The organism is Desulfosporosinus cupriresistens, from assembly GCF_001707885.1.
Lineage (GTDB): Bacteria > Bacillota > Desulfitobacteriia > Desulfitobacteriales > Desulfitobacteriaceae > Desulfosporosinus.
Genome location: NZ_MASS01000039.1, coordinates 1 through 26,636 on the forward strand (window position 1 = coordinate 1; position 26,636 = coordinate 26,636).

At 42.2% G+C, this 26,636-nt stretch carries 22 protein-coding genes and 2 pseudogenes; 14 read left to right on the top strand and 10 right to left on the bottom strand.

Going from position 1 to position 26,636, the window contains the following annotated elements:
- Nucleotides 1-77 precede the first annotated feature (77 nt).
- Nucleotides 78-2,126: an alkaline phosphatase family protein gene (locus DSBG_RS14580; RefSeq protein ID WP_068965031.1), complete on the bottom strand. Its 2,049-nt coding sequence runs from the start codon at nucleotides 2,124-2,126 to the stop codon at nucleotides 78-80.
- A 187-nt stretch (nucleotides 2,127-2,313) separates the two neighbouring features.
- Nucleotides 2,314-3,693, bottom strand: a complete 1,380-nt coding sequence (locus DSBG_RS14585) for an MFS transporter (protein WP_083236886.1) — start codon at nucleotides 3,691-3,693, stop codon at nucleotides 2,314-2,316.
- 394 nt (nucleotides 3,694-4,087) lie between these two features.
- Here DSBG_RS14585 and DSBG_RS14590 point away from each other — a divergent pair, with 394 nt between their 5' ends.
- The 4 genes from DSBG_RS14590 to ilvA all read left to right on the top strand — a co-directional run bounded on the left by DSBG_RS14590 (nucleotide 4,088) and on the right by ilvA (nucleotide 8,087).
- Nucleotides 4,088-5,002: a LysR family transcriptional regulator gene (locus DSBG_RS14590; protein ID WP_068965032.1), complete on the top strand. Its 915-nt coding sequence runs from the start codon at nucleotides 4,088-4,090 to the stop codon at nucleotides 5,000-5,002.
- A 295-nt stretch (nucleotides 5,003-5,297) separates the two neighbouring features.
- Nucleotides 5,298-6,293: a DMT family transporter gene (locus DSBG_RS14595; RefSeq protein ID WP_068965033.1), complete on the top strand. Its 996-nt coding sequence runs from the start codon at nucleotides 5,298-5,300 to the stop codon at nucleotides 6,291-6,293.
- 11 nt (nucleotides 6,294-6,304) lie between these two features.
- A complete protein-coding gene (locus DSBG_RS14600; RefSeq protein ID WP_068965034.1) occupies nucleotides 6,305-6,568 on the top strand; it encodes a hypothetical protein in 264 nt (87 codons plus the stop codon).
- A gap of 310 nt (nucleotides 6,569-6,878) precedes the next feature.
- Nucleotides 6,879-8,087, top strand: a complete 1,209-nt coding sequence (gene ilvA, locus DSBG_RS14610) for a threonine ammonia-lyase (protein WP_068965036.1) — start codon at nucleotides 6,879-6,881, stop codon at nucleotides 8,085-8,087.
- Nucleotides 8,088-8,147: 60 nt separating this feature from the next.
- On the opposite strand, the gene DSBG_RS14615 is transcribed toward ilvA, so the two are convergent.
- Entirely contained in the window at nucleotides 8,148-10,019 is a 1,872-nt protein-coding gene (locus tag DSBG_RS14615; RefSeq protein ID WP_068965037.1) for a heavy metal translocating P-type ATPase, read from the bottom strand.
- Between the two features lie 120 nt (nucleotides 10,020-10,139).
- Complete coding sequence (locus DSBG_RS14620) at nucleotides 10,140-10,559, bottom strand: MarR family winged helix-turn-helix transcriptional regulator (RefSeq protein WP_068965038.1); 420 nt, start codon at nucleotides 10,557-10,559, stop codon at nucleotides 10,140-10,142.
- A gap of 143 nt (nucleotides 10,560-10,702) precedes the next feature.
- Between DSBG_RS14620 and DSBG_RS22570 the strand changes: the two are divergent.
- Nucleotides 10,703-10,840: pseudogene (locus DSBG_RS22570) on the top strand (multicopper oxidase domain-containing protein); the annotation flags it as partial.
- 444 nt (nucleotides 10,841-11,284) lie between these two features.
- On the opposite strand, the gene DSBG_RS14625 reads toward DSBG_RS22570, so the two are convergent.
- The 3 genes from DSBG_RS14625 to DSBG_RS14635 form a co-directional block, all read right to left on the bottom strand.
- Complete coding sequence (locus DSBG_RS14625) at nucleotides 11,285-11,926, bottom strand: DUF3786 domain-containing protein (RefSeq protein ID WP_068965039.1); 642 nt, start codon at nucleotides 11,924-11,926, stop codon at nucleotides 11,285-11,287.
- 77 nt (nucleotides 11,927-12,003) lie between these two features.
- Nucleotides 12,004-13,122 (bottom strand): epoxyqueuosine reductase, encoded by a 1,119-nt coding sequence (locus tag DSBG_RS14630; RefSeq protein ID WP_068965040.1) that lies wholly within the window; start codon nucleotides 13,120-13,122, stop codon nucleotides 12,004-12,006.
- 286 nt (nucleotides 13,123-13,408) lie between these two features.
- Nucleotides 13,409-13,849, bottom strand: a complete 441-nt coding sequence (locus DSBG_RS14635; RefSeq protein ID WP_068965041.1) for a MarR family winged helix-turn-helix transcriptional regulator — start codon at nucleotides 13,847-13,849, stop codon at nucleotides 13,409-13,411.
- Between the two features lie 256 nt (nucleotides 13,850-14,105).
- Between DSBG_RS14635 and DSBG_RS14640 the strand changes: the two genes are divergently transcribed.
- The gene (locus DSBG_RS14640; protein WP_068965042.1) at nucleotides 14,106-14,348 is read left to right on the top strand and encodes a spore coat protein D; all 243 of its coding nucleotides are present in this window, start codon (nucleotides 14,106-14,108) and stop codon (nucleotides 14,346-14,348) included.
- Between the two features lie 57 nt (nucleotides 14,349-14,405).
- On the opposite strand, the gene DSBG_RS14645 is transcribed toward DSBG_RS14640, so the two are convergent.
- Together DSBG_RS14645 and DSBG_RS14650 are read right to left on the bottom strand one after the other, a co-directional pair.
- The gene (locus DSBG_RS14645; RefSeq protein WP_068965043.1) at nucleotides 14,406-15,527 is read right to left on the bottom strand and encodes an ATP-binding protein; all 1,122 of its coding nucleotides are present in this window, start codon (nucleotides 15,525-15,527) and stop codon (nucleotides 14,406-14,408) included.
- A 13-nt stretch (nucleotides 15,528-15,540) separates the two neighbouring features.
- Nucleotides 15,541-16,898, bottom strand: a pseudogene (locus DSBG_RS14650) (sigma-54-dependent transcriptional regulator).
- Between the two features lie 418 nt (nucleotides 16,899-17,316).
- Here DSBG_RS14650 and DSBG_RS14655 point away from each other — a divergent pair.
- The 8 genes from DSBG_RS14655 to DSBG_RS14690 all read left to right on the top strand — a co-directional run bounded on the left by DSBG_RS14655 (nucleotide 17,317) and on the right by DSBG_RS14690 (nucleotide 25,448).
- Nucleotides 17,317-17,904 carry a hypothetical protein gene (locus DSBG_RS14655; protein WP_068965044.1) on the top strand — a complete coding sequence of 196 codons (588 nt, stop codon included), beginning with the start codon at nucleotides 17,317-17,319 and terminating at the stop codon, nucleotides 17,902-17,904.
- Nucleotides 17,905-17,923: 19 nt separating this feature from the next.
- Nucleotides 17,924-19,276, top strand: a complete 1,353-nt coding sequence (locus DSBG_RS14660; protein WP_068965045.1) for a 4Fe-4S binding protein — start codon at nucleotides 17,924-17,926, stop codon at nucleotides 19,274-19,276.
- Between the two features lie 188 nt (nucleotides 19,277-19,464).
- Nucleotides 19,465-20,049 (top strand): DUF2318 domain-containing protein, encoded by a 585-nt coding sequence (locus DSBG_RS14665; protein ID WP_068965046.1) that lies wholly within the window; start codon nucleotides 19,465-19,467, stop codon nucleotides 20,047-20,049.
- 174 nt (nucleotides 20,050-20,223) lie between these two features.
- Nucleotides 20,224-20,907, top strand: coding sequence for an ABC transporter ATP-binding protein (locus DSBG_RS14670; protein WP_068965047.1), 684 nt, complete (start codon nucleotides 20,224-20,226; stop codon nucleotides 20,905-20,907).
- 12 nt (nucleotides 20,908-20,919) lie between these two features.
- Nucleotides 20,920-22,083, top strand: a complete 1,164-nt coding sequence (locus tag DSBG_RS14675) for an ABC transporter permease (protein ID WP_068965048.1) — start codon at nucleotides 20,920-20,922, stop codon at nucleotides 22,081-22,083.
- Between the two features lie 15 nt (nucleotides 22,084-22,098).
- Complete coding sequence (locus tag DSBG_RS14680; RefSeq protein WP_068965049.1) at nucleotides 22,099-23,235, top strand: ABC transporter permease; 1,137 nt, start codon at nucleotides 22,099-22,101, stop codon at nucleotides 23,233-23,235.
- A 130-nt stretch (nucleotides 23,236-23,365) separates the two neighbouring features.
- The gene (locus tag DSBG_RS14685) at nucleotides 23,366-24,058 is read left to right on the top strand and encodes a response regulator transcription factor (RefSeq protein WP_068965050.1); all 693 of its coding nucleotides are present in this window, start codon (nucleotides 23,366-23,368) and stop codon (nucleotides 24,056-24,058) included.
- A 1-nt stretch (nucleotide 24,059) separates the two neighbouring features.
- A complete protein-coding gene (locus tag DSBG_RS14690; RefSeq protein ID WP_068965051.1) occupies nucleotides 24,060-25,448 on the top strand; it encodes a sensor histidine kinase in 1,389 nt (462 codons plus the stop codon).
- A 22-nt stretch (nucleotides 25,449-25,470) separates the two neighbouring features.
- Here the strand turns inward: DSBG_RS14690 and DSBG_RS14695 are convergent, their stop codons facing one another.
- A complete protein-coding gene (locus DSBG_RS14695; RefSeq protein ID WP_068965052.1) occupies nucleotides 25,471-26,487 on the bottom strand; it encodes a PepSY domain-containing protein in 1,017 nt (338 codons plus the stop codon).
- Between the last annotated feature and the right edge of the window lie 149 nt (nucleotides 26,488-26,636).

The window sequence follows — 26,636 nt, forward strand, 5'->3', positions numbered from 1 at the left end:
CTCCTTCATTGCTCTAACTTCGATTTAAAAAGCAGCTATCAGAGTGCGCTTTCTGATAGCTGCGCAAATAATATTTGTTAAATTTCTTCGGAGAAAATCTGATAAATCGGAGCCCCTTCACATTGTGCAGGGTACCGCAAACCGAGCAATACTGAAATTGAAGGTGCAACGTCAACTTGTCGGATAGTACGATCTGTTGTAAAGGCAGACTTGATGCCGCTACCTGCAGCTACAAAAATCGGCGAAACGGATGAATCAAAATATCCTTCTGAAGTTGAGATACTATCGCCATGCAAGCGATTGTAGCCTTCTTCAATCGAGAAGAAAATATCCCCACATTCCGGTCCATTAGCACCAATTAGCACAGCATCTTTGTTTCTAAGGCAGATGCCGACAACACGTTTACCTGTTCGATCATCTCTGTAATTATACAAATCAGAGATTAGTTGTTCTTCTAAATCGTATTGATCTTTTGGATCCACAATCCCATATTTGTCACGGCCCTTGAGATTGAGATAGATATAGTTACTGCGAATCTGAACAGCTCTTGTCTTTTCCCAATCGACTTCCCTTATAGAATTGCCATTTTCGTCTTTTTTCATGACCGTATAGCCCAGATCTTCCATGACCTTTGTATTGAGACCACCATATTCCCCTAAGATAGGAGGTACGTTTTCCCCAACAATAAGACCATGATCACTTACAACTAACACAGTCCAACCTTCGTCTAATAGATACAGGAATTCGCCAAGATAATCATCTGTTTGCAGATAGAATTTTTCAATAAACCCTTGGAACGTTTTTTCATCAGTATGATCCCATGGTGGCAGGGTCTTTCCTAGATGCCATAATTGATGACCTGCACAATCAATATTATGAAGATGAGAAAATACAACATCATAGCCTTTTTCTTTGATGCAATAATTCAGACAATCTGCTTGCCATTTGTCGTAAATTGCCCAAGACGGTTCAAAAATTTCATGTACCAATTCATCATCTTCCCCGCCGATTAAGCTGACCGGTGGGACCTCGCCAACATTATTAACAACATCTTTATAGAGAGATTTTTGATGCCATAATTGGTCATTAGCAATATCCAGAGCATTGCTGATCCATACTCTAACTTTATTGCCGGCTGGATCAAGTTCTAAAATCTTCATAGATCGGCAGCCAGGCTTAGTAACTTCTTTTTTGGTAACATCATCAATAATCCCTGTTACCATAAGATCTCTTTCTAAGGTAACGATCGGCGCTTCTGCTTTCTTGTTCTTATAAATAGCCACTCGATCATATTCTCCAGCTTCATTTTTGAGAATTAAAGCAGGGCGTCTCATCACACCACCAGAAGTGAGGATCGTGAATTCTTTAGCCCCTTCAGGAGCATTTGCCCAACCTGTAGCATCTTTGAGCGGGGAATTTACAATATCATAAGCTACCTTACTACCAATAACTACTTCTGTATCTTCATCATCCATAACGTAGGTGCGAATTTCGCCCCCTTCACGAGCTGTATCGCCCCACCAAAGTTCCATCATTTCATCATCGACTTCATTGTCCAAAGTGCCTTCCAGATCAGCGATGATGCAACCAACACCTGCCGGTTTATCCACTCGTGGTGCATATCGCACTTCTTTAATATCGGGTGTAGCCACGATAACCTTTTCCCAGTCAAGTTGTGCAACGCCCATATTAACCGAACCTGGTTGCGTTCCATCTACAACACTCAGATTTTCGCTATGAGAGGTTGGAGGCCAAGAACTCCCAGGCCAATGCCAAACGAGTGTCTTCAGGCCAGCTTCAGCGGTGATATTCCAGATTTGTTCGGCGGTGCAATTGCGAGAGTCCATATTATAAACTACTGCATCAAGACTTTCCGGCGATTGCCTCCAATAACACGTGATGCCATGGGTTCCTGGATAAGCGCCTGTAGCGAGCGTCGTCCAACAAGGCGGTGTGATCGTTGGGATTGCTCCGAGTAGATGCAAATCTTTTCTAGCAGATCCACGTTCAATAAATTTCTGTAAGTTAGGCATTTTCCCTTCAGCCAAGAATTTCTGACTGATTCTGGGGTCCATTCCGTCAACACCTAATACCAATAGTTTCTGGGTAAGCGCTGTTCTTTTCATAATATTCTATCCCCTCTTATCAATTTTGGATTTATAGCGATCTTAATCCTCTGCTTTATCAAGGGTACAAATTTCTCTTTTTCAAAGATTTGGGCCTTTAGTGTAAGGGGCATTTGCAATGCCTCTTACACTAAGCTGAGCAACATTCCTCGTCGGACATTAGACGCATACAATTATGATAGGTGTTTTAAGCACCAATTTCATCGAGTGAGCGACCAGCGGTCTTCTCACCCCAGATTCCAGTAACGACTGCTACCACTAAGAACATAGCACCAATAATAAAGAATAACGTTGTATAACCAAAACTTTTATAAATCATAGGAACTACGATCATGGCCCCGGCAGTTAGAAGCCTACCGGTACTGTAAATAAAGCCTGTCCCACTGTTTCGTATATGTGTGGGGTATGATTCTGCCAAGTAAGACCACATCACAACGAAAACGCCGTCCATAAGCACCCTGATAACAAAGCCTATCCCTACGATGACCATCGGGATTTTAAGAGTACCAAAAGCAATTGTCAAGACACCAACTAAGATGCTGTATATGACGATGGGGATCTTTCTACCGCCTTTGTCGGTTACGGTAGCTGCTAGATAGTTACCAATGGGACTTCCAAAGGACACTAGAGCTGACATCCACAGAGCATCTTCCAACGTGAAACCAAATTCATTCAGTAAGGTAGGCATCCAAGCGAAAAACATAAAGTACCCTACCGTGATACAACAAACCATCGTGATTAGCACGCCAGTTTTTCGAGCATACTTTTTACTGAAGACCTCTTTTAGTGCTGTTACGGTTCCTATCTCTTTTGGTTTGACAGCACCTTCTACAGGGATACTTGCTTCATCATTAATATCAACTTTAATTTCGGGCATAAATCTCTGGATAATGACTTCTGCCTCAGCATATCGCCCTCTAGAGATAAGCCAACGTGGAGATTCTTTTAACCACATCAGACCTAAGATTAAGATAATAAACCCTGTTCCACCAATGAAGAAAATATGTCTCCAGCCATCTGGGCTACTTGGAACAATTCGTTCGGCTACTTGTCCAATTAACGGTACACTCAGTAGACCCGTTGCTAGAGATATTGCCTGCCACTTTCCTCTCGAAACAGATGGTAATATTTCCGTGATATAGACCATTGCCACAACGACCATTGATAATATACCGAAACCAGTCAATGTTCTAAATACTATGAATAACGCTTTGTTAGGTGCCAAGCCATTTAATATTGAAAATGTAGAGAAAAATGCCACCGAATATAAAAATGCTTTTTTCCTGCCAATAACGTCCGATAGCCACCCACCAAACCAACATCCAAACAACATACCGACAAAAGTGCAAGAATTGACTATTCCGATCCACTCCATTGAAACACCCCAGTGTTTCGTAAGAGCAGGAGCAACGAAAGAAAACGTAAATAAATCCATTTGGTCAAAAGCATAGGCTAGAGCAAGAATAATTAAGAACTTATAATGTTCTGAACACATACGCGCATCATCAAGGTAGCGCTTCTTACCACTCGGAGTTGCATCTACATTCGCACTCTTCATTACTGCCATATATTTACCTCCCTATTTAGTAAAAATTAATATTAAACTGATAAGTTCTTAGATCTTTTACTTTATTACCCTCCTACTCTCCCGATAATTTAAAGTTCCGGTATTTTCTTGTGATTTCCCGCACTTACAAGCCAGATTATATGCAATTCATGTTTCCCTGTAAAATACTTAGTAATTATGCCCCGTATAACTGGTCAATTATAGGTTGATAAGTATTTTTTATCGCAAATATTCTGAATTAATTCTTTTTCCTTATAATGGATTATCGCTTTTCTCCTTCTTTAACTTAAATACTATTGTTATTTGAATTACTCATAGTATAATGAATTCTAAGAATTGCATTCTTGCCTTAGGCGTGGTCTGTATAAATATGCTATCAAGGACGGTTAAGAATATGCGTTTTGAACAATTAACTTATTTAGTTGCAGTCCATGAATCTAAGTCTATTTCTCTTGCAGCCGAGCGAACTCACATTTCACAGCCTGCTCTTAGTTCTGCCATCAGTAAACTTGAAGATGAACTTGGTGTAGTTCTGTTAAAAAGGACGAATTCCGGTGCCTATCTAACCGAAATTGGGGAACTAATTATCATAAAGGCCAAGGAAGTGCTCAATACTGTTGACGAGATCAAATCCATCGCCCACGGTGACTCCATAGAGTTAAATGGAAACATCTCAATTGCAGTAGAGCCAAGTATCAATATTACCGTAATGCCCGACATATTAACTACTTTTAAGCATAATCATCCTAAAGTAAATGCCCTGCTCAAAGTCGGAGAATCTAATAATATATTGCGGGATGTTGAATCTGGCAAGGCTGACTTTGGTATCATTTTAAAAACTGATGCGTTTTCTAAGTCGAAAGATCTTAACTATAAAGAACTATTTTCTGATGAATTTGTAATCATTACAGGAAATAACTGCGAAATTGCTAAGAGATCAACGAAGATGACTTTAGAGAAGGCGCTTTCTTTGCCAATACTTTTATACAACACTGAGTACATCACTAATTGTGGAGTATCTAGTGTGTTGCAAAAGTATGGTGAGATTAATGTTTCTTATAGAGTTGACAACTTAGAGATGATGGAGAAAATCTTATCTCAAGGCAAAACCCTTGCTTTTGTCCCTCAATTTATGGCTGATGAGTATGTAAAATCTAGTAGTATAAGAAAAGTTAGTATAAGTGATGCCCGCTTAGAGGTTTCAGTGATCTTAATTTGGTTAAATCGTCATCATCTTTCAATGGTCGAGAAAGAGTTCATCAAAGTTATCAAAACCGTATGTTCAAATTTTTCCACAACGAAGATGTAAAATGACTCATGGTACTTTTGCCGAGATAACATTCGTTATCTCGGCCTTTTTATGTCACCATGCGCGGAAAGCTGGACATAAGTTATGCTTATGCTTAGACACACAAATTATCTAAACTTCAAATTCTTTTGAACTTATAGGGGGCATATTTACTAAGTATTTTACTATCGCTAGTCATGATCTTATAATATAATCACTTGAGTAACATTAAACTACATGTTTCTGTTCAATTATATTAAATATTTCTTATAGGTGGAAATACATTGATAAACAGCAAATAAGGAGTTTAAAAGTAATGGATCAGAAAACACAATTACTTTTACAAAGGAAAGATCTAGCCTTTGCGAAAAAGGGTATAGGCCTAGGATTATTAACCGGTGCAGCTTGGGGCTTAGACGGGGTGTTGATGGGGATGGTGTTGGGTTTAGCACCATTCACTAACAATATGAGTATTTTCGCTGCACCTTTGGTCGGGGCATGTCTTCATGATGGATTTGCCGCACTATGGTTGTTTATTTATAATGTCATTAACGGTAAATGGCGTGATTATGCGCGCACCTTAAAAACTCGACCAGCCAAAATGATAATAATAGCAGCTATTTTAGGGGGCCCCATTGGAATGTCCGGTAATTTGCTGGGAATTTATTTTGCAGGTGCCTCCTATACTGCAGCAATCACAGCCGCTTATCCAGCGATTGGAGCTATTCTGGGATCTATTTTTCTTAAAGAAAAGGTATCACCCCGCGTATGGGTTGGCATAATATTCGCCATTATTGGCTCATTTATTGTTGGGTTTGTGCCACCGGAAGGGTCAAACTATCCCCACTTTTATCTCGGTCTTGGATTAGCCGCGGTTGCCGCTGTTGGTTGGGCAGTAGAAGGCGTTATGTCAACTTATGGAATGGATTTAGTCGATTCTGATATTGCCATTGGTATCAGGGAAGTGACTTCGTTTATTGTATATATCCTTGCCATATTACCTTTGTTTGGAGGAATCGCTTATCAGATTCTTTCCGTTAGTTTTACGACACCCTCTGGCTGGTACATTGCTGTTATCGGCTTGGTTGGTGGAACTTCCTTTTTATCCTGGTATCGGGCGATGAATATGACTGGAGTTAGCAGAGCTATGGGGTTAAACGTAACGTTTGCCTTATGGTCTGTATTTTTTGGGTGGTTGTTAAATAAATTACCAATAACACCGAACCTGATTATTGGAGTTGTGATCATTTCCATTGGCACCATCCTTACAATAGGCAATCCTAAAGATTTAGTTAATTTAAGAAGTCGATAGGGAGGTTTACCATGAATCAGATACCCGTTAAATTCAGAGTAGTACAAGTAATCTTCCTGAATGCGGGAGTCTCGGATCAAAAAATATTCGAAATGCTCAAACATGAATATCCTCTTGATCGGAGCGTTAATGAAAAAGGCATCGAGGACTACCTTCTTTCGTTAAAGGCTGCTGGCCTCATCGAGTTAACGACTGTAACTTTAAATAATAATAAGCTTAAACAGTGTTATAAAATCACTGACTATGGGACGAGCCGCATGAAATACATTAGCTAAAATAGATCATCGTCATATACATGATCCCACTGCCGATGAAGAAACGAAAGCAAAAGCCTTTACGTAATGCACACAAAGGCCTTTGCTTTCGCTAATATAATAACTAAAAAGTTCAAAGCTGCACTTCTTTCGTTTTCAACCTACCTGCTCACCCATTATTACGCAGTTGAAATTAAGATTCCGGGCATTGTCAACATTATTGACGGAATCATATTTCTTACAATTAAAGAACATGCTATGAGTGTAAGGAAATTGCAACCCGCTCAATGTATTAAGACAGTTATCTTATTTAATGAAAGGAAGCCTGAGCATGGACATTTCCCTTGAAAACATAATTAACGCTAGGGAGACACTAAAAGGAGTTACCTATAAAACGACGTTAGTAAACAATCCGCTTCTTAGTGACATGAGTAATAATCAGGTATATGTAAAGATGGAAAACCTTCAGCGTACGGGCTCTTTCAAGCTTAGAGGAGCGTACAATAAGATTGCCCATTTAACAGAGGCAGAAAAACACCTGGGCGTGATTGCCTCTTCTGCTGGCAATCACGCCCAAGGTGTCGCCGTTGCTGCGACCATTTATGGCATCAAGTCAACGATTGTCATGCCCAAGCACGCTCCCTTGTCCAAGGTAACAGCAACGCGACGATATGGTGCAGAGGTCATCCTTCACGGTGAAGTGTATGATGAAGCTTACGAAGAAGCCCTCCGAATTCAAAAGGAGACCAAAGCGACATTTATTCATCCCTTTAACGACCCGCTGGTGATTGCCGGTCAAGGAACCATCGCCTTGGAAATCCTTGAAGATTTGCCTAATGTTGAAGTCGTTGTTGCCCCGATTGGTGGCGGTGGTCTGATCTCGGGGATCGCCCTGGGACTGAAGACTTTAAAACCAGATGTTAAAATCATTGGTGTACAGAGTAAAAACATGCCTTCGATGGCGGTATCTTTTTCCCAACGTCAAATGGTGACAGTTAATGGCACCCCGACCATTGCCGATGGGATTGCAGTAAAAACACCTGGCAATCTGCCGTTTGAACTCATTAAGAAATATGTTGACGATATAGTAACCGTAGATGAGGATGAAATCGCCAGTGCTATGCTTTTTTTTCTAGAAAGTGCCAAAGTTGTTGCGGAAGGTGCGGGCGCTTCTCCGGCCGCAGCGATCATTCATCGTCTTGCCCATTACAAAAATCGCAAAATGGTTGCCATCCTGAGTGGTGGAAATGTTGATGTCAACATCCTCGCTCGTACGATCGACAAGGGGCTTGTGAAAAATGGACGGAAGTGTTTCCTGACAACCGTTATTTCTGATCGCCCTGGGGCTCTAGCTCAACTACTACAGTTCATTGCTCGTCTGGGGGCTAACGTCCTTGCGGTTTCACACCGACGAGAAACCTTAGATATTCCTATAAGTTATGCTAAGGTAGAACTCGAGTTAGAGACCACCGATGCTGCCCAAGTCCAAACAATTAAGAAACTTCTTGAGGAAAATTACTACCGCATTGAAATTCAATAATATGGTCACAAAAGCAAACGCCCTAGCCGATAGGTTAGAGCGTTTGCTTTTTGGAGCAACTTACCTCAGTAAGCGTAAGCCACTGATAATGACAATGATTGTACTTCCTTCGTGTCCGATCACACCGAGCGGTAGATTTATATTCCCGAAAAAATTAGATAATATAAGTAACAACATGACTGTAACTGCAAAAGTCACATTTTGTTTAACCACCCTAGTCGAGCGACGCCCTAAGGCAATGGCATAAGAAACCTTAGAAATATCATCAGCCATCAGGACCACATTAGCTGTCTCTAATGCTACATCAGTTCCGGCAGCGCCCATTGCGATACCCACGGAAGAAACCGCCAAAGCCGGAGCATCGTTTACACCGTCGCCGACCATGGCAACTTTGCCATATTCCCCTAACTTTTTTATTATATCTACTTTATCTTCTGGCAGAAGTTCGGAATATACTTGGTCGACACCCACCTGATCACCCATTATTTTGGCAGTTGAAGAGCTATCTCCCGTCAACATCACAACTTTGATTCCCATTTTTTTCAGTCTATTTATTGATTCTTTCGCTTGCGGTCGCAGAGTATCCTGAACCGCTAAGACGCCGATTCGTTCTTTTCCTACCTGAACAAAGATCACCGTATTCCCTTGTTTCTCCAGTTCCCGAACCGCCTTCATTTCCTCTTCGGATATTTCCCCTTCACTCAGATCTAATTTCCCGATTCGATGTTCCTGACCCTCCACTATTCCCTGTACTCCAAATCCGGGCACCGCTTCAAGTTTTGAGGCTGTACTCAGGTGGAGATCTTTTTCCTTCGCTTCGCGGATTATAGCCTTAGCAATAGGATGTTCTGACCACGTTTCCAAAGAAGCAGCGATTCTTAAGACCTCATTTTCAGTATAGTTTCCATAAGGTATCACATGAGTAATTCTTGGTATTCCCTCGGTGAGAGTTCCAGTTTTGTCAAAAGCCACCACACTCACATCACCGATAGCCTCCAGGTAGGCCCCTCCTTTGAATAAGATACCTTGGCGAGCTCCGTTCGAAATCCCGGATAATACGGCCGGCATTACCGAGGAAACCAGCGCACAAGGGGAGGCTACGACGAGAAAGATCATAGCCTTGTAAATTGCGTCACTCCAAGACAAGCCTAATACTAAAGGTGACAAGACCGAGATCAAAACTGCACCTGTGATCACAATTTTTGCGTAAATACCTTCAAAACGCTCCATGAATAATTGACTGGGGGGTTTTTCGCTTTGCGCTTCTTGAACCAGATGGATTATTTTAGCAAGCAAGGTTGCCTCAGCCGTTTTGGTCATTTCGATTACTAAGGCTCCTTGTCCATTCATAGTTCCAGCAAAAACCTCGTCCCCTGCCGACTTGTCTATGGGAATCGATTCCCCGGTTATCGATGATTGATTCACAGAGGAATATCCCTCGCGCACAATCCCATCTGTCGCGATCCTCTCTCCCGGCCTGACCAACAAGAGATCACCTTGTTGCAAGTCTTCGACTCGAATCCTCTTTTCCAGGTTTCCATGTAACACAATAGCCTCTTCCGGGCGTAGCTTCATGATAGACTTAATTTCGTCATTCGTTCTCTCCAGAGTATATCCTTCCAAGGCACCACTTAGGGAAAAAATTAAGATTAAAATAGCCCCATCTCTCCAAAATCCGATACTAGCCGCACCAATTGCCGCTACGACCATAAGCAAATCGACATCTAAATCTTTTTCCTTGAACAGGGTTTGCAACCCTTCCCAGGCTTTTTGGTATCCACCTATGATATAAGCTAACAGGTAACAAGGAATTTCCAACTCCGTATGATCATATTTGCCAGAAAACCAAGCCAGAATAAGAAATCCTAAACTAATAACTGTTACAATCAACCCTTTATGTCGTGACCAAACTATGTTACAAGACGTTTTCATTTAAATTCTCCTTCATATCCCTATATTAACATAAAAAGTAATTTTAAGTAAAAACAAGCACCTGCTTCTTGACACCATCAGTTCACTGACCGATGGTGTCATCATGAAAATTCCCAATGCCTAAAAAGTTTCTACATTGATTTTCTTTAAGGTGTTCAAAAACTGCTTGATTTCATCGTCACTTAAAATGGACGTCATTTGCTCTGTCAGATGCAAGTGGAAGTCATGATGTTCCTCAAAGGCCTTCTTACCTAGGTCAGTCAAACTGATTAAATTTACTCGCCTATCTTCTTTCGTCGATTCACGGCGAGCAAAATTCTTCTTTTCTAAGCGATCAACCGTTACCGTCGTTGTTCCTGTCGTAACCCCCAGCTTCTGAGCTAAACCTTTCATATTAATTTTTTCATGTTCACCAAGCACCTCTATAGCATGGGCCTCAGAAACCGTTAGTTCACTGGATCGCACAATTGAATTCTCCCAGGAAGAAAACCCATTAAAAAATGCCAAGAGTTCATGGGTCAACTCTTCATTGATAGTCATTAAAACTCCCCCTCCCTATTGGTAAGTTTCTCATAATGTCTTATGATAATAACTTATGATATTAATATTGTTTGATATTCAAGATATATGATAACAAAAATAATCTTCGCTGACAAGGGGATAAGCAAAGAGATGCTACATTCTCTGTCCCAGGCATCAATCTTTATCCGTTTAATCCAGCCAAAGGTCCTGGGTATGTGTGGCACTGTCATAGTCTTGACCATGAAGACAATGAAATGATGCGCCCCTATAAAGCAAGGAATCCGTTTGAAATTTGCTAACTGATTCAGTTAGAGACTGAGACGATTAAATAAAGACCTCCCGAACGTTAACTCAAGAGGTCTTTATTAGGTTAAATTATTCAATTGAATTATCCAATCATTATGGAAAACTCGCACCTTTTCTAATACAGAATCACCTCGATTCTTTTCGGTTTTACATTTTTACATATTGTAAATATTCATACGCCGTAGTGCCATTAATTTATTTAAAATGCGCTAGTAATATCCCAAAGGCAAGTGTCGCACCATCTGTAAATTTGAGGGCTTTTTTCATTCCATAGTTATGTACAGTAGACAGAATGACAATATTGGTTGGACCTGGTGTAAAAGGAACAATAATGCAATGGCAAAAACCGCTGTAATGTTCATAAAGCTTACTCCTTAACGATACTTTAGAGCATTATAGCGTTTTAATTCACCCTTCGTATAGGACATTATTGCAGGTCACATCGAAGCTGGTAGCGGTGAAGATAAACTTGCTAGCTTCTTTAATTTGCTCGCTAGATACATACCAAGACCGATTACGCTCTCCATATGTAACAGATGTTCAACGGACGGTTCGTAGAGGATCGTGGCATTGGCCCGAACATCTTCGTCCCCTTCCCATATAATCACACACAAGGGGATTTCGGGAAAGGCCTGAAAAGTTGCAGATGAACTGCCAAACGATGCGGGTTTTCCGCCTAAGGCGGCAGCACACTCCAATAATTGATTGGACTGATGTCCGAACGCCTTGATCAAACCCAGGATTGCGTTTTTATGAAACGCAGGATAAAATAACATCCCACCATTGGGTATTTCTTTGAGACTCACCCATTTTTTAGCGGTTTCTTGAGGCGGTCGCGCATAAGCCAGGTAATTCAGCATGATTATGGAAGCCATTATTTCCGGGACCTGTCCGTCTGTTTTTCTGTAGACCGTTTGGTCATTCCAATCCAATATATACTCAGAGTCAAAAAACGTCACGACAAATTGACGAGTTTCGCTACTGTAGGTCACATTAAGCTGGGTCGCAATTTCTTCCGGCGCCTTTCTCTTTAAATCCCTCCAGTATTTGTCATAAGCAATTCGGTAATTAGTTTCCATCTCAGATACCTCCACTTTCATTAAGTTCGCGAATACCTCCGAGAATCCTGTCTTTACCAGTCTGGCCTTAATTCTGCTTACAATAATTCTTCTCTAATTTCTTGCTTGACAGATTCAGATGTTTCCCTGCTGAGATTTTCCTCCAAAATTTGTTTAGCTGATCTGCCGCCTATTTTTCCTAAAGCCCAAGCGGCGTAACCACGTACTAACTCTTCAGGATCATTCATGGCAACTGCCAAATCAGGCACAAATGCAGGGTCGCCAAGATTGCCAAGAGCAATGGCAGCATTTCGCTGAAAGTATTTCCTCTCTTTTATATAGTTGTACATCAAAGGTTGTATCCTTGTTGAGTAAAACTCATCCGTCATAATGAGCATTTGAGACAGACTGAAATCTTGGGCTACTTTCACTAAAAACTCATCGTCCGGCAGCTTTGCTTGTAACTTTCTCTGATTGCGGGGACACACCTCTTGGCAAATGTCGCATCCATGAACTTGGGTTCCCATTTTTTCCCGAATTTCAGGTTCAATGTGGCTGCCAGCTATTCGCTCTTGCGTCATAAATGTATTGAATGCAATGCAACGGCGTGGATTTAACTTTAACGGTTCATATATAGCTTGCGTCGGACATGCTTTCATACAAGCGAAACATCCTTCTGGACAACCAATCTCCACCGTAGGACTATCATAATCAAGCTCTTGATCGACAACGAAAGACGTAAGGTAGATGAAGGAACCAATACCTTCGGCATAAGCGAAATTATTTCTACCGTAATTCACTATGCCTGCTTTGGCCGCGACCAATCGTTCAGGCAAACTAATCTTGTCGCCCACTTCACAGCCAAGTTTACGCAGAAATCCCCTCATTAATTCTGGTCTAGCGCCATTGATCCGTTCAGGCGGTGCGTTATAACACCTAGCTTGATAAACCCGGCCAATTTTATCTGTTAATTCCTTAGGAAAGCTTTTTTGGGAATAGTCATAAACTGTTGTAATGATCGATTTTGCCGTAGGCATCACTGAGCGAGGTTCTGCGGCAACCAACGGACGAGAAGGTCCCTTGAGATAAAATGAATACATTTCATGTCTATTGGTTAAATCGGTGATGTATTCAGGAAAGCCATCAGCAGGTATAATGCCGACCTTGCTATACCCAATGTCCAAGGCAAATTCTTTGATTTGGGTTGTAAGTGACATGCTCATTCCCCCTAGTTAGTTTAATCTTGATGTTTTAACAATGTTTACCGCCACCGTGCAATTTCAGCAAAACTTAAGATGCAATGCAAAACTTATGTGAAATATGTTCTGTTGTTCGAGTCAGTAATCATTTGATGACTCACAGTCACATATTAATATTAATATTAATATTAATCTTGCTCTCTCCTTTCGTTTCATTGATGTTTCAGTAATTGAAAGTTATTTGTGTATATACACGTAATTAGTCGCTATCTACTTCTCTAAATGCATTTCTACCCAAGGAAATTTATAAAATAAGTGCTTCCAGTTTGGAAAGTGATTTCTCAAGACTCTCCAACTCTTCTACCCCCAAATATTCCTCCAATGATGCTTGGGCTTCACTCCATAGCTCCAAAGCATTAAATAACACAGTTTTACCGACCTCTGTAAGGATCACCTGCCTAGAGCGTGAATCTTCTCCGGGATTAACCGCTATTAGACCGGCATTGATCAGTGGTTTCATATTTCTGTTCAAAGTAGTTCGGTCAATGCGCATTATTTTGGCCAACACACTCATATTAACTGACTCCAACCATTCGAGATTCCGCAATAACGAATACTGCGTAACTTTAAGTCCACTGGGTTCCAAGACTTTTTCATAAAATTGAGTTACCGCCCGAGAAGCCCGTCTTATATTCAAACAGTGACATGGACTAGAAGATTTTGGTTTGGATCCGATATGTTTCATCGACTTAACGCCTTTCTCTATGATCTATGCTAAAATTTAGTGTGTATATACACCTATTAGTTTTAATATATAACCTATTACTTGTTCTGTCAATATTTCCAGTCCATTGAACATATCACAATACTGTGCTCCGGCAATTTATTGAAGGAATTCCTAGGCCTGTTTATTGGAGGAGATACAACAATGAAATTTGTTAAATGTTACCAATTATTTTCTTATTGCATATACTACATTAAATATAGGAGGTGGTTTTCTGATGTATGGTTGTGTAAAACCGATTTGTTGTCCGCCACAATATTGCGTGCGAGACTATTACACTCAACGAGTTGTTCCTGTAATTCATCCAATAGTGACTATCAACCGCCAGAATATTGTTGATGTTCCCCAGCATTATTATCAACCAACGACAAGAAACGTTGTTGTCGACCGAGGTTTCCAAGGATATCCAGCTAACCAAGGTCTTGGTTATGGTGGCTTCTATAACCGCTTATTCTTTTAATAGATTGAAACTTCATCCAATGCCACGCTTGAGATAAGCGTGGCATTTAGATTTATCTTAACTTAGAGGCAACAATATCTCCACTCGAACCCCTCGCTCCCTCCGATTTGCAGCGACTATCTTCCCTCCATGTAGATCAAGGATACGGTGCACAACGGATAGCCCTAATCCGGTCCCTTTCTCCTTGGTCGTAAAAAACGGGTCATAAATATAAGGCATAGCGTCTGGCGAGATACCTGGTCCCTCGTCACTCACGGCGAAACCAACAAATCCCTCCCGATTAACCCCCTCGAGTTGAATAACACCACCTTCTCCCTGGGCATCGATAGCATTGAGTATGATATTCAGGATCACTTGCTTCATTTGATCTGGATCAAATTCAACCTCTTGCTTGTCCACTTGACCCCTCACTTGCTTCAAGACAATGCCGTGCTGCCTTAAGGCAGGATTGAGCAGATTGACACCTTCGTCCAAGAGTTTTCCCAAGGACATTCGTTTACGTGCTAATTCCTTGGGACGGGCAAAAGACAGAAAATCGCTGACCAAGCGATTTAGCCGTTCACACTCTTCCAGAAGCACTCGACAATATTCTGAAACCACTCCATCACCGACTTTATCCTGAGCGAGGAGTTGGATGCTCACCTTCATAATCCCTAAGGGATTGCGTATTTCATGAGCCAACCCAGAACTCATATGCCCCAGGGCCGTTAATCGTTCTGTTTGTCGGATCTCCTCCTCCAAGCGTTCACGCTCCAGGCCCTCTTTCTTTAACTTCTCCACCAATTCCTTTTGAACAGTTAAAGCGATTTGATATTTGCGTTTTGCCCTCCGCTCCTGCCCAGTAAGAAATCCTGTCAACCAGCCAATCACGTTGATCAAGCCAATTTCTACCCATTGAGTATAGATGGCAGATGGGTTCATGGCATGGAAATGCGTCATAAACGGTAAGATGAGGAGCGTAATGACCAAGCCGGATAGGATCCCCCCAGCAGGACCAAAGCGCATGGCAGCATAAATCACTGGAAGGTAGTACGCGAATTGCAAAAGGATGTGGTAATTCATTTCATAATGGTAATTTGTGTAGTGAACAGCCGTTAAAATGGCCATGACAAGCCCGATCGCGATGAGGTCAAAGAGGATGCGGGCTTGATTTTGATCAGGAGATTCATGTTTCAACAAACGGGCCTCCTCTCTACATACCCCTGTGAGGATCTATTCCGTATTTTTCTAAACGGTATAAAAAGGCATGCCTAGAAAGGCCTAACTGTTTTGCAGCCTGACTTTGGTTTCCCCCCGTGTGTTCCATAGCCTGCTTGAGAAACGATTTCTCAAACTCTTCGAGGGAAATCCCTTCTGTTGGCAGCACAAAACCTCCGATGTTCTTCTCCAATTTTGGTGGAATACCCAAGAAGGGCAAACTATCCATCCCAATCTCTGCCCTTGAGAAATAATTACCATACGTTCTACGACATTTTCTAGTTCGCGCACATTTCCCGGCCAAGTATAGGCCTTAAGTTGAGACAGGACTCCTGGACCAAGCGTCTTGCTTCCACCATAGGTCCTGAGTTTTTCCAAGAAATGTTCAGTCAGCTCAGAAATATCCTCTCGACGTTCCCGTAAAGGGGGCACGAAAATCGGAAATACATTGAGTCGATAATATAAATCCTCTCGAAAGCGTCCTTCTTGAGTCTCTTTAAGTAAATCTCGATTCGTAGCCGCGATGATCCTTACATCGACCTTAATGGTTTTTTCTCCACCAACTCGTTCGAACGTACGCTCCTGGAGTACCCGCAACAGTTTAGCCTGAACATTAAATGACAACTCGCCAATTTCATCAAGGAAAAGTGTCCCCCCATCCGCTAATTCAAATCGTCCTGTTTTTCGGACATGGGCCCCTGTAAACGCGCCTTTCTCGTGTCCAAACAATTCACTTTCCAATAGGGTCTCTGTCAGCGCTGCACAATTCACCCGGATATAAGGTCCGTCAAAGCGCGGGCTTAAGGTATGAATGGCATGAGCCACCAGTTCCTTTCCTGTGCCCGACTCCCCATGAATGAGAACTGTTGCTGGCGTCGGGGCAACTCGTTCGACCAAATGCTTAACAGCCTGCATCTCCGCGCTGTTGCCCACTAACTGCCAACCACCGTTCTGAACTTCCCCCTTCAAATAATCCACCTGCTCGCGCAAGCTTCCCACTTCAAAGGCCTTAGCCACGGTGATCAACAGTTCCTCTATATCAAAAGGTTTCATCAAATAATCCTGAGCTCCAGCCTTCATGGCTTCAACTGCTGTGGAGGTGCTTCCGTGGGCAGTCATCATGACCATCAGTAAATCTGGATAGCGCTCTTTCAACTTGTGCAATAAACTTAAGCCGTCCATCTTCGGCATTTTTAAATCCACAAGGACAAGATCAGGACGCTCCGCCAAAGCCCTATCTAAGGCGAATTGTCCATCCTCCACCGTTTCAACTTCGTAACCAGCTTTTGTTAAGGCCCGTTCTAGAACCCAGCGCATATTAGCCTCATCATCAGCCACTAAAATCCGACGCACTTTCTCCACTTCCTTTAAAATCATTACTATATTAAGGGTGTCCTTTTTTAGCCCTGGCTTAACTCCAAAAGCGCATAGTCAACGCAGCAGCAACAACCCATAGAATCTAATCTTACTGAATGCTTAATAGTCTTTTAATAGTATGTAGCTAAGAAGCCAGTGTGGGATAAGACACACTACACTGTGTTTTATCCCACATCAATGCTAATTATCCATCTAGTCTTAAGACTTTATAGTTTCTTTCAAGTTTATTAATGACTAAGAAAAATTTTTTGTAACTTACTTTAAAGTGTTACTAAATCTAGCCTGAAGCAGTTTCAAGATCCTGTTATATTGAATCATATTCATAAACAAAGCGCAACTTGGCATCACTTTTGCAATAAGATTGACCGTCAATATTTTTAAAGGAGCGTGTACCATGAATTACCTAACAAAACCAATGAAGAAAATCCTTCTTTCCCTATCCCTATTACTCTTAACTCTCTTGTTTGCTACTAATACTCTAGCTGCATCTGGCGAACTCGAACAAGACGCTGGACCCTATCATGTAACTATGCAGATCAATCCTGAAAATCTTTTGGTCAACCAAGCTGGAACCATGACAATAATCATAAAAGATAAGGTCACCGGGCAACCCGTGACAGGCGCCAAAGTAATGATGAGCAAATCAACAATGTTGTCCAGTAGCACTGGGGATAGTAGCATGGCTGGCATGAACATGTCCTCCAGCATGGATAAACAAGAGGGTACAGCCATGCAAGAGCAATCCTCAATGAGTGGCATGGCTATGGGCCTTGGTTCCTACATGGTAGAAGGAATGATGTTTAACCAACCCGGGCAATGGACCCAATCGATTACTATCACATCGTCTTTGGGCGAAAGCACTGTTAACTTTCCTATTACTATCAGTAAATCCGGACCTAACCTTGTCTTAATTGGTAGTGTCGCTGGTGTTGTCGTAATTGTTGGACTAGTTGCGGCACTATTGAAACGAAAGAAAAACTAGGAAAGTAGAGGCCATCAGTATGTCAACTAAAAAACAACCACTAAACCTCCTTAATTACTCATGGCTCAAACGTTTTCTGAAAAGCTCTTTATTCCCCAGGGTATTCCAATGGATTACCGTTTTAGTTTTTGCGGTTATCATGGTTGAAACCTTAGCAGGCCCCTCAGTTGCCCATGATAACTTTGGTACCGCCGCAACTTGGGTACTTTGGTGGCCATTAATCCCTTTTTTCTTTTTTCTCCTCGGTCGGTTTTGGTGTGGAATTTGCCCATTTGCCTGGGTAAGCGATCTAACTCAAAAATTATTTGGAGCCAATCTCAAGGTTCCCAAATTTATCCGTAAAAACGGTCTCTGGATCATCGATATTACCTTTATCTTTATCACCTGGTCTGATCACGTTTGGGGAATCGTTGAATCACCCCGAGGATCTGGAACCCTCCTTTTACTCATCTTAGGTGGAGTCATGGTCACTGCTCTGCTCTTCGAACGCCGTACTTGGTGTCGGTATCTCTGTTTTCTAGGTAGTTTGTCCGGTAACTATTCCCGCGCAGGTATGTTAGAACTCCGAGCAGACAAAGACACTTGTAAAACCTGCAAAACAAGAGATTGCTATAAAGGCAATGACAAAGCACCTGGTTGTCCGATGTTTGAATTTCCGATGGCCATGGAAAACAACGCCAACTGTAATCTCTGCGGAAGCTGTATCAAAAGCTGTCCCCATGACTCAATTCGCCTAACCCCCCGTATCCCTACCAGTGAGTTTTGGTCCATGACCAGAGCCCGTTTTGAAGAATCGTTCTTAGCGATTGTCATCGTAGGAATTGTTTTTGTTCAAAACGTCACGATGTTAGACTTTTACCCCTCCTTCTTAAAGTGGGTGGAACATACATTAGGTATCGCTAATCAAGACATTACCTTTACAATTCTCTTTATTTTAGCAATGGCGACACCCGTGTTGCTACTTTTCGCGGCTACTGCAGTTTCTAAACGTTTCACAGGTGAGACTTTACGTAATGCCTTTGCGCGTTTTGGATATGCCGTCATTCCACTGGACCTCGCTTCTCACATGGCCCACAACTTGTTCCATCTTCTGGCTGAAGGGAAGTCAATCTACTACACCTTCATGGGGCTCTTTGGTACGCATCTTGAGGGACCGACCGCCTTCGTTTCCGATCCAACGATTCAAATTATGCAATATTTCTTAGTAATCGCTGGAACTCTCGGTTCTCTTTACACTGCCTACAGAATTGCTAAAAAGAACTATGGTGTGAGTAAAGCCTTGTTCGTCTCAATGCCGTATCTAATTGTTATCTTGCTCTTCGGTATTTTGAACTTTCTTACCTTTACCGTAAGAATGGGAATGCGAATGTAATTCAAATCTTTAATTTAAATTTACCACAATATTCTTCTTTATAAATTGGATAAGTAAATGTATAATCAACTTGCTGTTTTCAATTTAGTTATGATTTAAAAGTTACTTTGATCAGAATCCGGTAAAATAACAACTTCTAATTAAAAAGATTGATTTAGCAACTATATTTTAGCAAGGAGGATATCAACCTGAAAAATAATCGCGAAGACAAAAAGCAGAAATTCACTCAACAAAAGAAAAGCAAAGCGGGTTTTTTCAGTATTGTGGGCATTGTAGCTGTTATGATTGTTATTGGTTCCTATTTTTTATTTAGCAATAGCAATAATTCAAGCGCCTCTACTAAGGCCGCTGCAGATACCGGACAAAAAATAGATTATAGCCCGAACGATAACCTAGAGCAAACGGTGATTGCCAGCAAGGTAGAAAATAGTAAAGAAATTGTAACTACCCTAAGTATGGTAAAAGAAAAGAAGTTCATACGGACAGAATACACTGCCAACGGCAAGACTGTTCCGTTGGCGGCCTTCATCCAACCCGATGGTAAAGTAATGGTGGCTGTAAGCTATTGTGAACCTTGTAAAGGAGATTCCTTTCATATTACTGGAAATCAAATAATTTGTAACACTTGTGGAACAACTTGGGATCTCCAGACATTTAAAGGAATAAGCGGCGGCTGCCAAGATTATCCGCCTCAAGCATTAACCTACTCTTTAAACGGCGATAACCTTGAGATTCCCCAAGCTGTCCTAGATACCTGGTCACCCAGAGTATGATCTAAAAACACTCCTCATAGCAAATATAATGATTATGCTATAACGCACTCGTTCTTACGAGTGCGTTCACTCTAATAATTGTAGGATCATGAAAGATTTGCTTTAGCACTACTGCTTACTTATAATAATGTAACGTTCCTAAATATATCTTGTGATTTGGGAGGAAATAACCAAATGTCTTTAATAAGGGTCTGTGAAGCCACCAAGACCTATCGAGGTGGAGACGGTGTTGTCGAAGCCTTAAAAAATGTTAATTTAGAGATTGCAGAAGGCGAATTTTTGGCTTTAATGGGTCCGTCAGGTTCTGGGAAAAGCACTTTACTAAGTATTCTTGGAGGATTAAATCCGCCCACCTCTGGTAAACTCATCATCGACGATATTGATGTTTATGCTTTAGCACCAGAACGATTAGCCGATTTCCGGCACGAATACGTCGGTTTTGTTTTTCAACAATATCAGTTGATTCCCTATCTCACTGCTCTAGAAAACGTTATGCTCCCTCTGGCTATCTCCTCTAGACCAGGAAAAGAACAAAGGGAAATGGCTCAGGCAGTTCTAAATAAAGTCGGCTTAACTTCAAAATCCCTGCGTCTCCCCAGTCAGTTGTCCGGCGGTGAGCAAAATCGGGTGGCTATTGCTCGAGCCATTGTCAATCAACCAGCAATTATTTTTGCCGATGAACCTACCGGAAGTCTGGACTCGAAAACGGCAGTGGATCTGTTGGAATTATTCCAAACCCTTAATCGCGACGGTCTAACCATTATTATGGTAACTCATAACAAAGAAAACTTAGAATGGGTCTCCCGCACAGTTTATATCCGTGATGGTGTTTTAGCTTCAATGCCTCAAGAGACCTAAGGGGGAAACTCAATGCGTTTAACAGATATAGCGTTTCAAAACCTGCGCCGCCGTAAAATGCGCTCCACTTTACTAGTGCTCAGTGTAATTATTGGGGTTGCTTCAATTATCTTCCTCTTCACGACAACCCAAGCCATGAAAGAAGATGTGGCTAACAAACTGGATCAATTCGGTTCAAATATCCTTATTCTTCCTGATACTGGACAAGCCCTGACTTTTGGCGGTATAACCGTCGAGGCTCCGACTCAAGTCAAAGCACTCGACATGTCCCTCATTCCACTTATGAAAACGATTAAAAACAAGGAAACCTTGGCTACCATTGCCCCCAAGCTTTTAGTCGACACGACTATCAAAGGACAAACCGTTCTATTACTGGGCGTAGATTTCCTACAGGAATTACACCTTAAAAAATGGTGGACAGTAAACGGCCTCACTAAAGACCAAATTCCATCTGCCAACGAAGTTATATTAGGAAGTGACGTGGCTCGTTCGTTGAGTTTGAGCATCAACCAAACCATCACGATCAAAGGACAAGATTTTAGAGTAGCAGGAGTCATCCAACCTACAGGTTCTGCAGATAATGACCAAGCTGTGTTTATCGACTTGGCTGTACTCCAAAAACTGGCCAACCGGCCAAATGCTATCAGTCTTATAGAAGCCGCTGCTTTTTGTTATTCTTGTCCCATCGATGAGGTAACCAAACAATTAACCGCTATATTACCTGGCACCCAGGTAACTGCTTTAAGATCAACCCTTGAATCTCGTAATGATACGCTCAATAAGTTCAACTTATTCGCCAGAAGCGTATCCATTATTCTCTTCCTAGCTAGCAGTCTAGTTATTACTTTGACTATGAAGTCCTCTGTTGAGGAACGGACCCGAGAGATAGGAATTTTGCGGTCGATCGGTTTCCGCAAACGCCACATTATCCAAATTGTTCTTACTGAAGCAGGTCTTTTAAGTATTTTAGGTGGGCTTTTAGGTTACCTTCTTGGGATGGGTGCGGCAGTGAACTTTGGATCCGTTTTGGTCAAATCTCAAGTAGCAATCCCATGGCAATCTAATTTGCTCCTCTATGCTTTAGGGGCATCTCTTCTAATTGGCCTAGTAGCAAGTCTTTATCCAGCTTGGAAAGCAGCAAGACTTGACCCTACTGAATCTTTGCGTTATATATGATTTTGGAGGTACTATATGACACTTACTGACATAGCAATCCAAAACTTACGTCGGCGTAAAGGGAAAACTGCCTTTTTACTTCTAACCTTCATATTGGTGATTGGCATCACGGTTACTCTGAATACGCTGGCAAAAGGCATGCAAGATAATTTACAAAAAAGTTTAACCCAATATGGTGCCAACGTCGAAATTACTCCCAAGTCTGAACATTTTACACTCAGCTACGGCGGTCTCTCCATTCCGGGAGTTAATTACGAGATTAAAAGCTTGAATAATAACATTTTGGCTAAAATCAAAACGAGCACAGATCTCATGATCAATGGAATCGCCCCCAAAATTATTGGCTCGGCAGTGAGCGTCAGTAATCATTTTCTGGTCATAGGAGTGGACTTTCCCAGTGAATTAAAGATGAAGCCGTGGTGGCATATTCAAGGACGACAACCCGCTGACGGAGAAGTCATTATCGGTTCGAACCTTGCTCGTCAAGAAAATCTAGTTGTTGGGAGCACTCTAGAGCTCAACCACCAAACATATCCAGTCGTCGGAGTAATGCAGGAAACTGGCGGCTCAGAGGACAATGGTGTTTTTACAAATTTCGATACATCTCGAGCCATTACCGGAATTGATTCTTGGTCCATGATTGAGCTCAACACCTCTGACCCAGATAAAACGACGGTCAGCTTAGCTAAACTCTTACCAGAAGCCAACGTCGCCGAAGTATCTCAATTAGTTCAGGGTACCAAAGAAAGTGTTGACCGCTTTTCAAATTTTTCCTTAATAGTTTCTTCTTTATTAGGGATTATCGGGGTTTTGATTGTATTCGTTACGACGACAGGAAACATCAATGACCGAATTGCCGAACTTGGGATCCTTCGAGCCATCGGTTTTCGCCGTCGCCATATTCTTTCCATCCTGATCCAAGAAATTTCCTTGGTTAGTCTCTCTGGGGGTGTCCTGGGATTTTTCTTGGGCTTGCTTACCCCCACTTTACTCGGCCCTATAGCTTTTCAAAAAGCTGTTACTTTTCAATTACACCCCTTAATGGCTTTGCTCTCTATAGGCGCTTCGGTCTTAATCGGTATAGTCTCCATTGTCCTTCCAGCTAGACGAGCGATTCTGTTAGATCCTTTAGCAGCACTCTCCTATATCTAACAGAACTAGTCTCCGTAAGGCTTTTATAAGCCTAAGGGGACTAGTTCTGTTAGCAGTGTACTCCCAATTGTAGATTATTGCCGAAACCTGCCTTTCCCTTATATAATGGGTCTTTGAAAGGAGTTGCATAATGAGAATTTTACTCGTTGATGACGAAAAAAAAATTACGACCGTGCTCAAGGCTTACCTTCAACAAGAGGGCTTTCAGGTCAGCACGGCTATTAACGGGCTTGTTGCCCTGACCATGTTTAAAGAAAATAAGTTCGACCTCCTCATCCTTGATCTAATGCTCCCCGGCATGTCTGGAACAGAAATTTGCAGTGAAATTCGCAAAATATCCTCTGTCCCCATCATCATGCTCACGGCAAAAGTTGAAGAAGAGGACCGCCTTAATGGATTGAGCATTGGCGCTGACGATTACATCACCAAACCATTTAGCCCCCGCGAAGTGGTTGCCCGTGTTCGAGCTGTTTTACGTCGAACCAATAATGAAACTGCACCTCTGGCTGATGTAATCTCCTATGATAACGGTCTTACCATTGATAATATTCAACATGAAATTCGGCTTCATGAGCAAGAGGTCTTTCTTACTCCAACTGAGTTCAAAATCCTAGGGGCCTTAGCGAAACACCCCGGTCGAGTATATTCACGCGGACAATTGGTAGAAATAGTTCAGGGGCACAACTTTGAGGGCGATGACCGCGTGATTGACGCTCATATTAAAAAGATCCGTCAAAAGATAGAAACTACCCCAAGTGATCCTCAACTTATTCTGACGGTCTACGGCGTCGGGTACAAGTTTAATCCCAGCAAAGGGGCATAAAATGCTTAAAAAACTTTTCCTCTCCACGCTAATCATTGTACTTTTTACCTTGATTCTCAGCATGCTTTCTGTAAATCTGGTCTTTCATCAACAGTTCAGCAATTATCTAACTAAGACGAACGAAACCACTTTAGAACAATTACCTACTCGTCTCAGTGTTCTTTATCAGAGCAAAGGAGCTTGGGATCTTGCGTCTCTGAGTGAAATCAGCAATTCCCTGCCTGTTGGCACGAGTGTCACCTTAACCGATCCTAGCGGCAAACTCATAGCTACGTTGAACAACCCGATGGAAGGCATGATGCACACTCAAGGCAGTATGGGGATGAGTATGATGTCCTCTTCTTCTATCACAAGTTGGAAAACGATGACCTTAACGGTGTCCGGACCTCTCGGGACAATAGCTACCGCCCTCATCCGTTATCCGGCTACCGCCCAAATTCTGAATCCCCAAGATGTCCTCTTCCAGTCCTCAGTCTTTCGTTCTCTCCTCCTTGCTGGAGGGTTAGCACTTCTGTTCGGGATAATCCTCAGTTACTTCACAAGCCGTCGTCTCGTCGCGCCGCTGAAACGTTTAACTCAAGCCGCCGATCGCATCGGTCAAGGGCACCTGGATGGGCGCGTGACTATTCAAGCCAAAGACGAGGTGGGACAATTAGCCACCGCTTTTAACGCAATGGTGGACAATCTAAATCGCCAAGAAACTCTGCGCAAACAGTTTGCTGCAGCTATAGCTCACGAACTACGTACACCCTTAACCTCCATTAAAAGCTATATTGAAGCCTTTCAAGACGATGTCCTTCCTGCTGATCAAGAAAACCTCTCCTCCATTCATGAGGAGATTGACCGCTTAGTTGACCTGTCCAGCGACCTCAAGGATTTAAATGTAGCGGAAATGGGTGCTTTAACTCTAATCCTCGAACCTGTGAATCTGGGCCATCTTCTGGAGAAAGTGATTCATAGTCTTCATCCTCTTATCCAGGAAAAGCAATTAGCCCTGATATGGAATGCCCCAGCAGAGCTCGTGACCACGTCGGGGGATGCGCGCCTCCTAACAAGGCTCTTCTACAATCTCGTTCACAACGCCTATCGGTACTCAGATATTGGCGGTCAACTCACCGTTGCTCTTACACAAACATCCGATTTCGCTGAAATCAAAATCAAAAACACAGGTCTAGGCATCTCAGAAGACGATCTTCCATTTATCTTCGAGCGTTTTTATCGTGCTGATAAATCCCGGACCCGTGAAACTGGGGGAACCGGAATTGGTCTAGCGCTGGTTCAACAAATCACGGACCTCCATCATGGAACAATCTCTGTGCAGAGTGATGTCGGCAAAGAGACAGAATTCACCGTCAAGCTTCCGAAAGGCCTAAAGGTGGCTGAGGGTTAAACACCCACAGCCACCTTTAATTTCATTTAACATCAATAGTATTTAGAATCGGTCCTTGCCAGTTTTCAAACCAAACTTGACCCGTGTATCCGTTAACGTCAAGCTCTGAGTAATCCTTGCCATCTTTTTGAATCATAAATTCATAATAGCCTGGAGCTAGTTCCGCTTTTCCAATTGAATATCCTTGGCCCATTTTAGTTACAGCCTCTTGCGCATTCTTCGTGGCCTGCTCTTCAGTTACCGTAACATCCCCAGTGTTACTCCAATTCATAGCTCCGTATTTGGTGTTCCACATGATATTCGGGCCCATCTCAGGAATGACCTGTCCACCATTCTTATAAACTATAACTTCATAGGCTTCAGCTCCCGTCTTCGCCTCTTTGAGCTCTACTTCATAACCATTGGAAAATTCATGAAGTTCTGCTACAACCACATCTGGGTTAAGTTTTTGAGTATAAGCTTTGGTAATAGCTATAGCTTGATCCGATGTAGCGACTTGACCATTAGTGAGGCTAACACCTAAACTTTGGGCGTTATAACCTCCCCCCATCATACCGTTATAACCTCCACCGTATCCATTTGTACCTGAGCCACCCATCATACCATAGCCCCCATTATAACTATTTCCACCTAGGCCGCCCATCATGCCGTAACCCCCACTATAACCATTTTCACCTAGGCCACCCATCATACCATAGCCCCCACTATAACCATCTTCACCTAGGCCACCACCCATCATACCGTAACCTCCATTATAACCATTGTACTCTGGAGTAGTTACGCCATTAGAATTATTGTTCGTGGAAGACGATGTTGTGTTTACAGGTTGCCTTGTTACAGCATAACGAACATTAGGTGTGCTGCTTCCGTCGGTAACGGTTCCTTGATTTGGAGTTGTAGCAACTCTGAGAGCTAGACCAAGTGGTTTTCCAACTGATTGAGCAACTACCGACCCAGGGTTTAGGACAAATGCTCCACCTAAAAGGGCCATCATACTTGCAATTGAGAGTCCAACAATCCATTTTTTCTTTTTCACCATAATTCCTCCTTTAATTTCACTCGAAGAGATTTAACCGCCACTCTGTCTTTATGTTCCCTAGTATATCGAATCAATTCGAGTATGCTGTGAATGAGTTGTGAATTTCTCATGAATGAGGTCTCCCAAGGCTGAACGATTCACGCATAAAT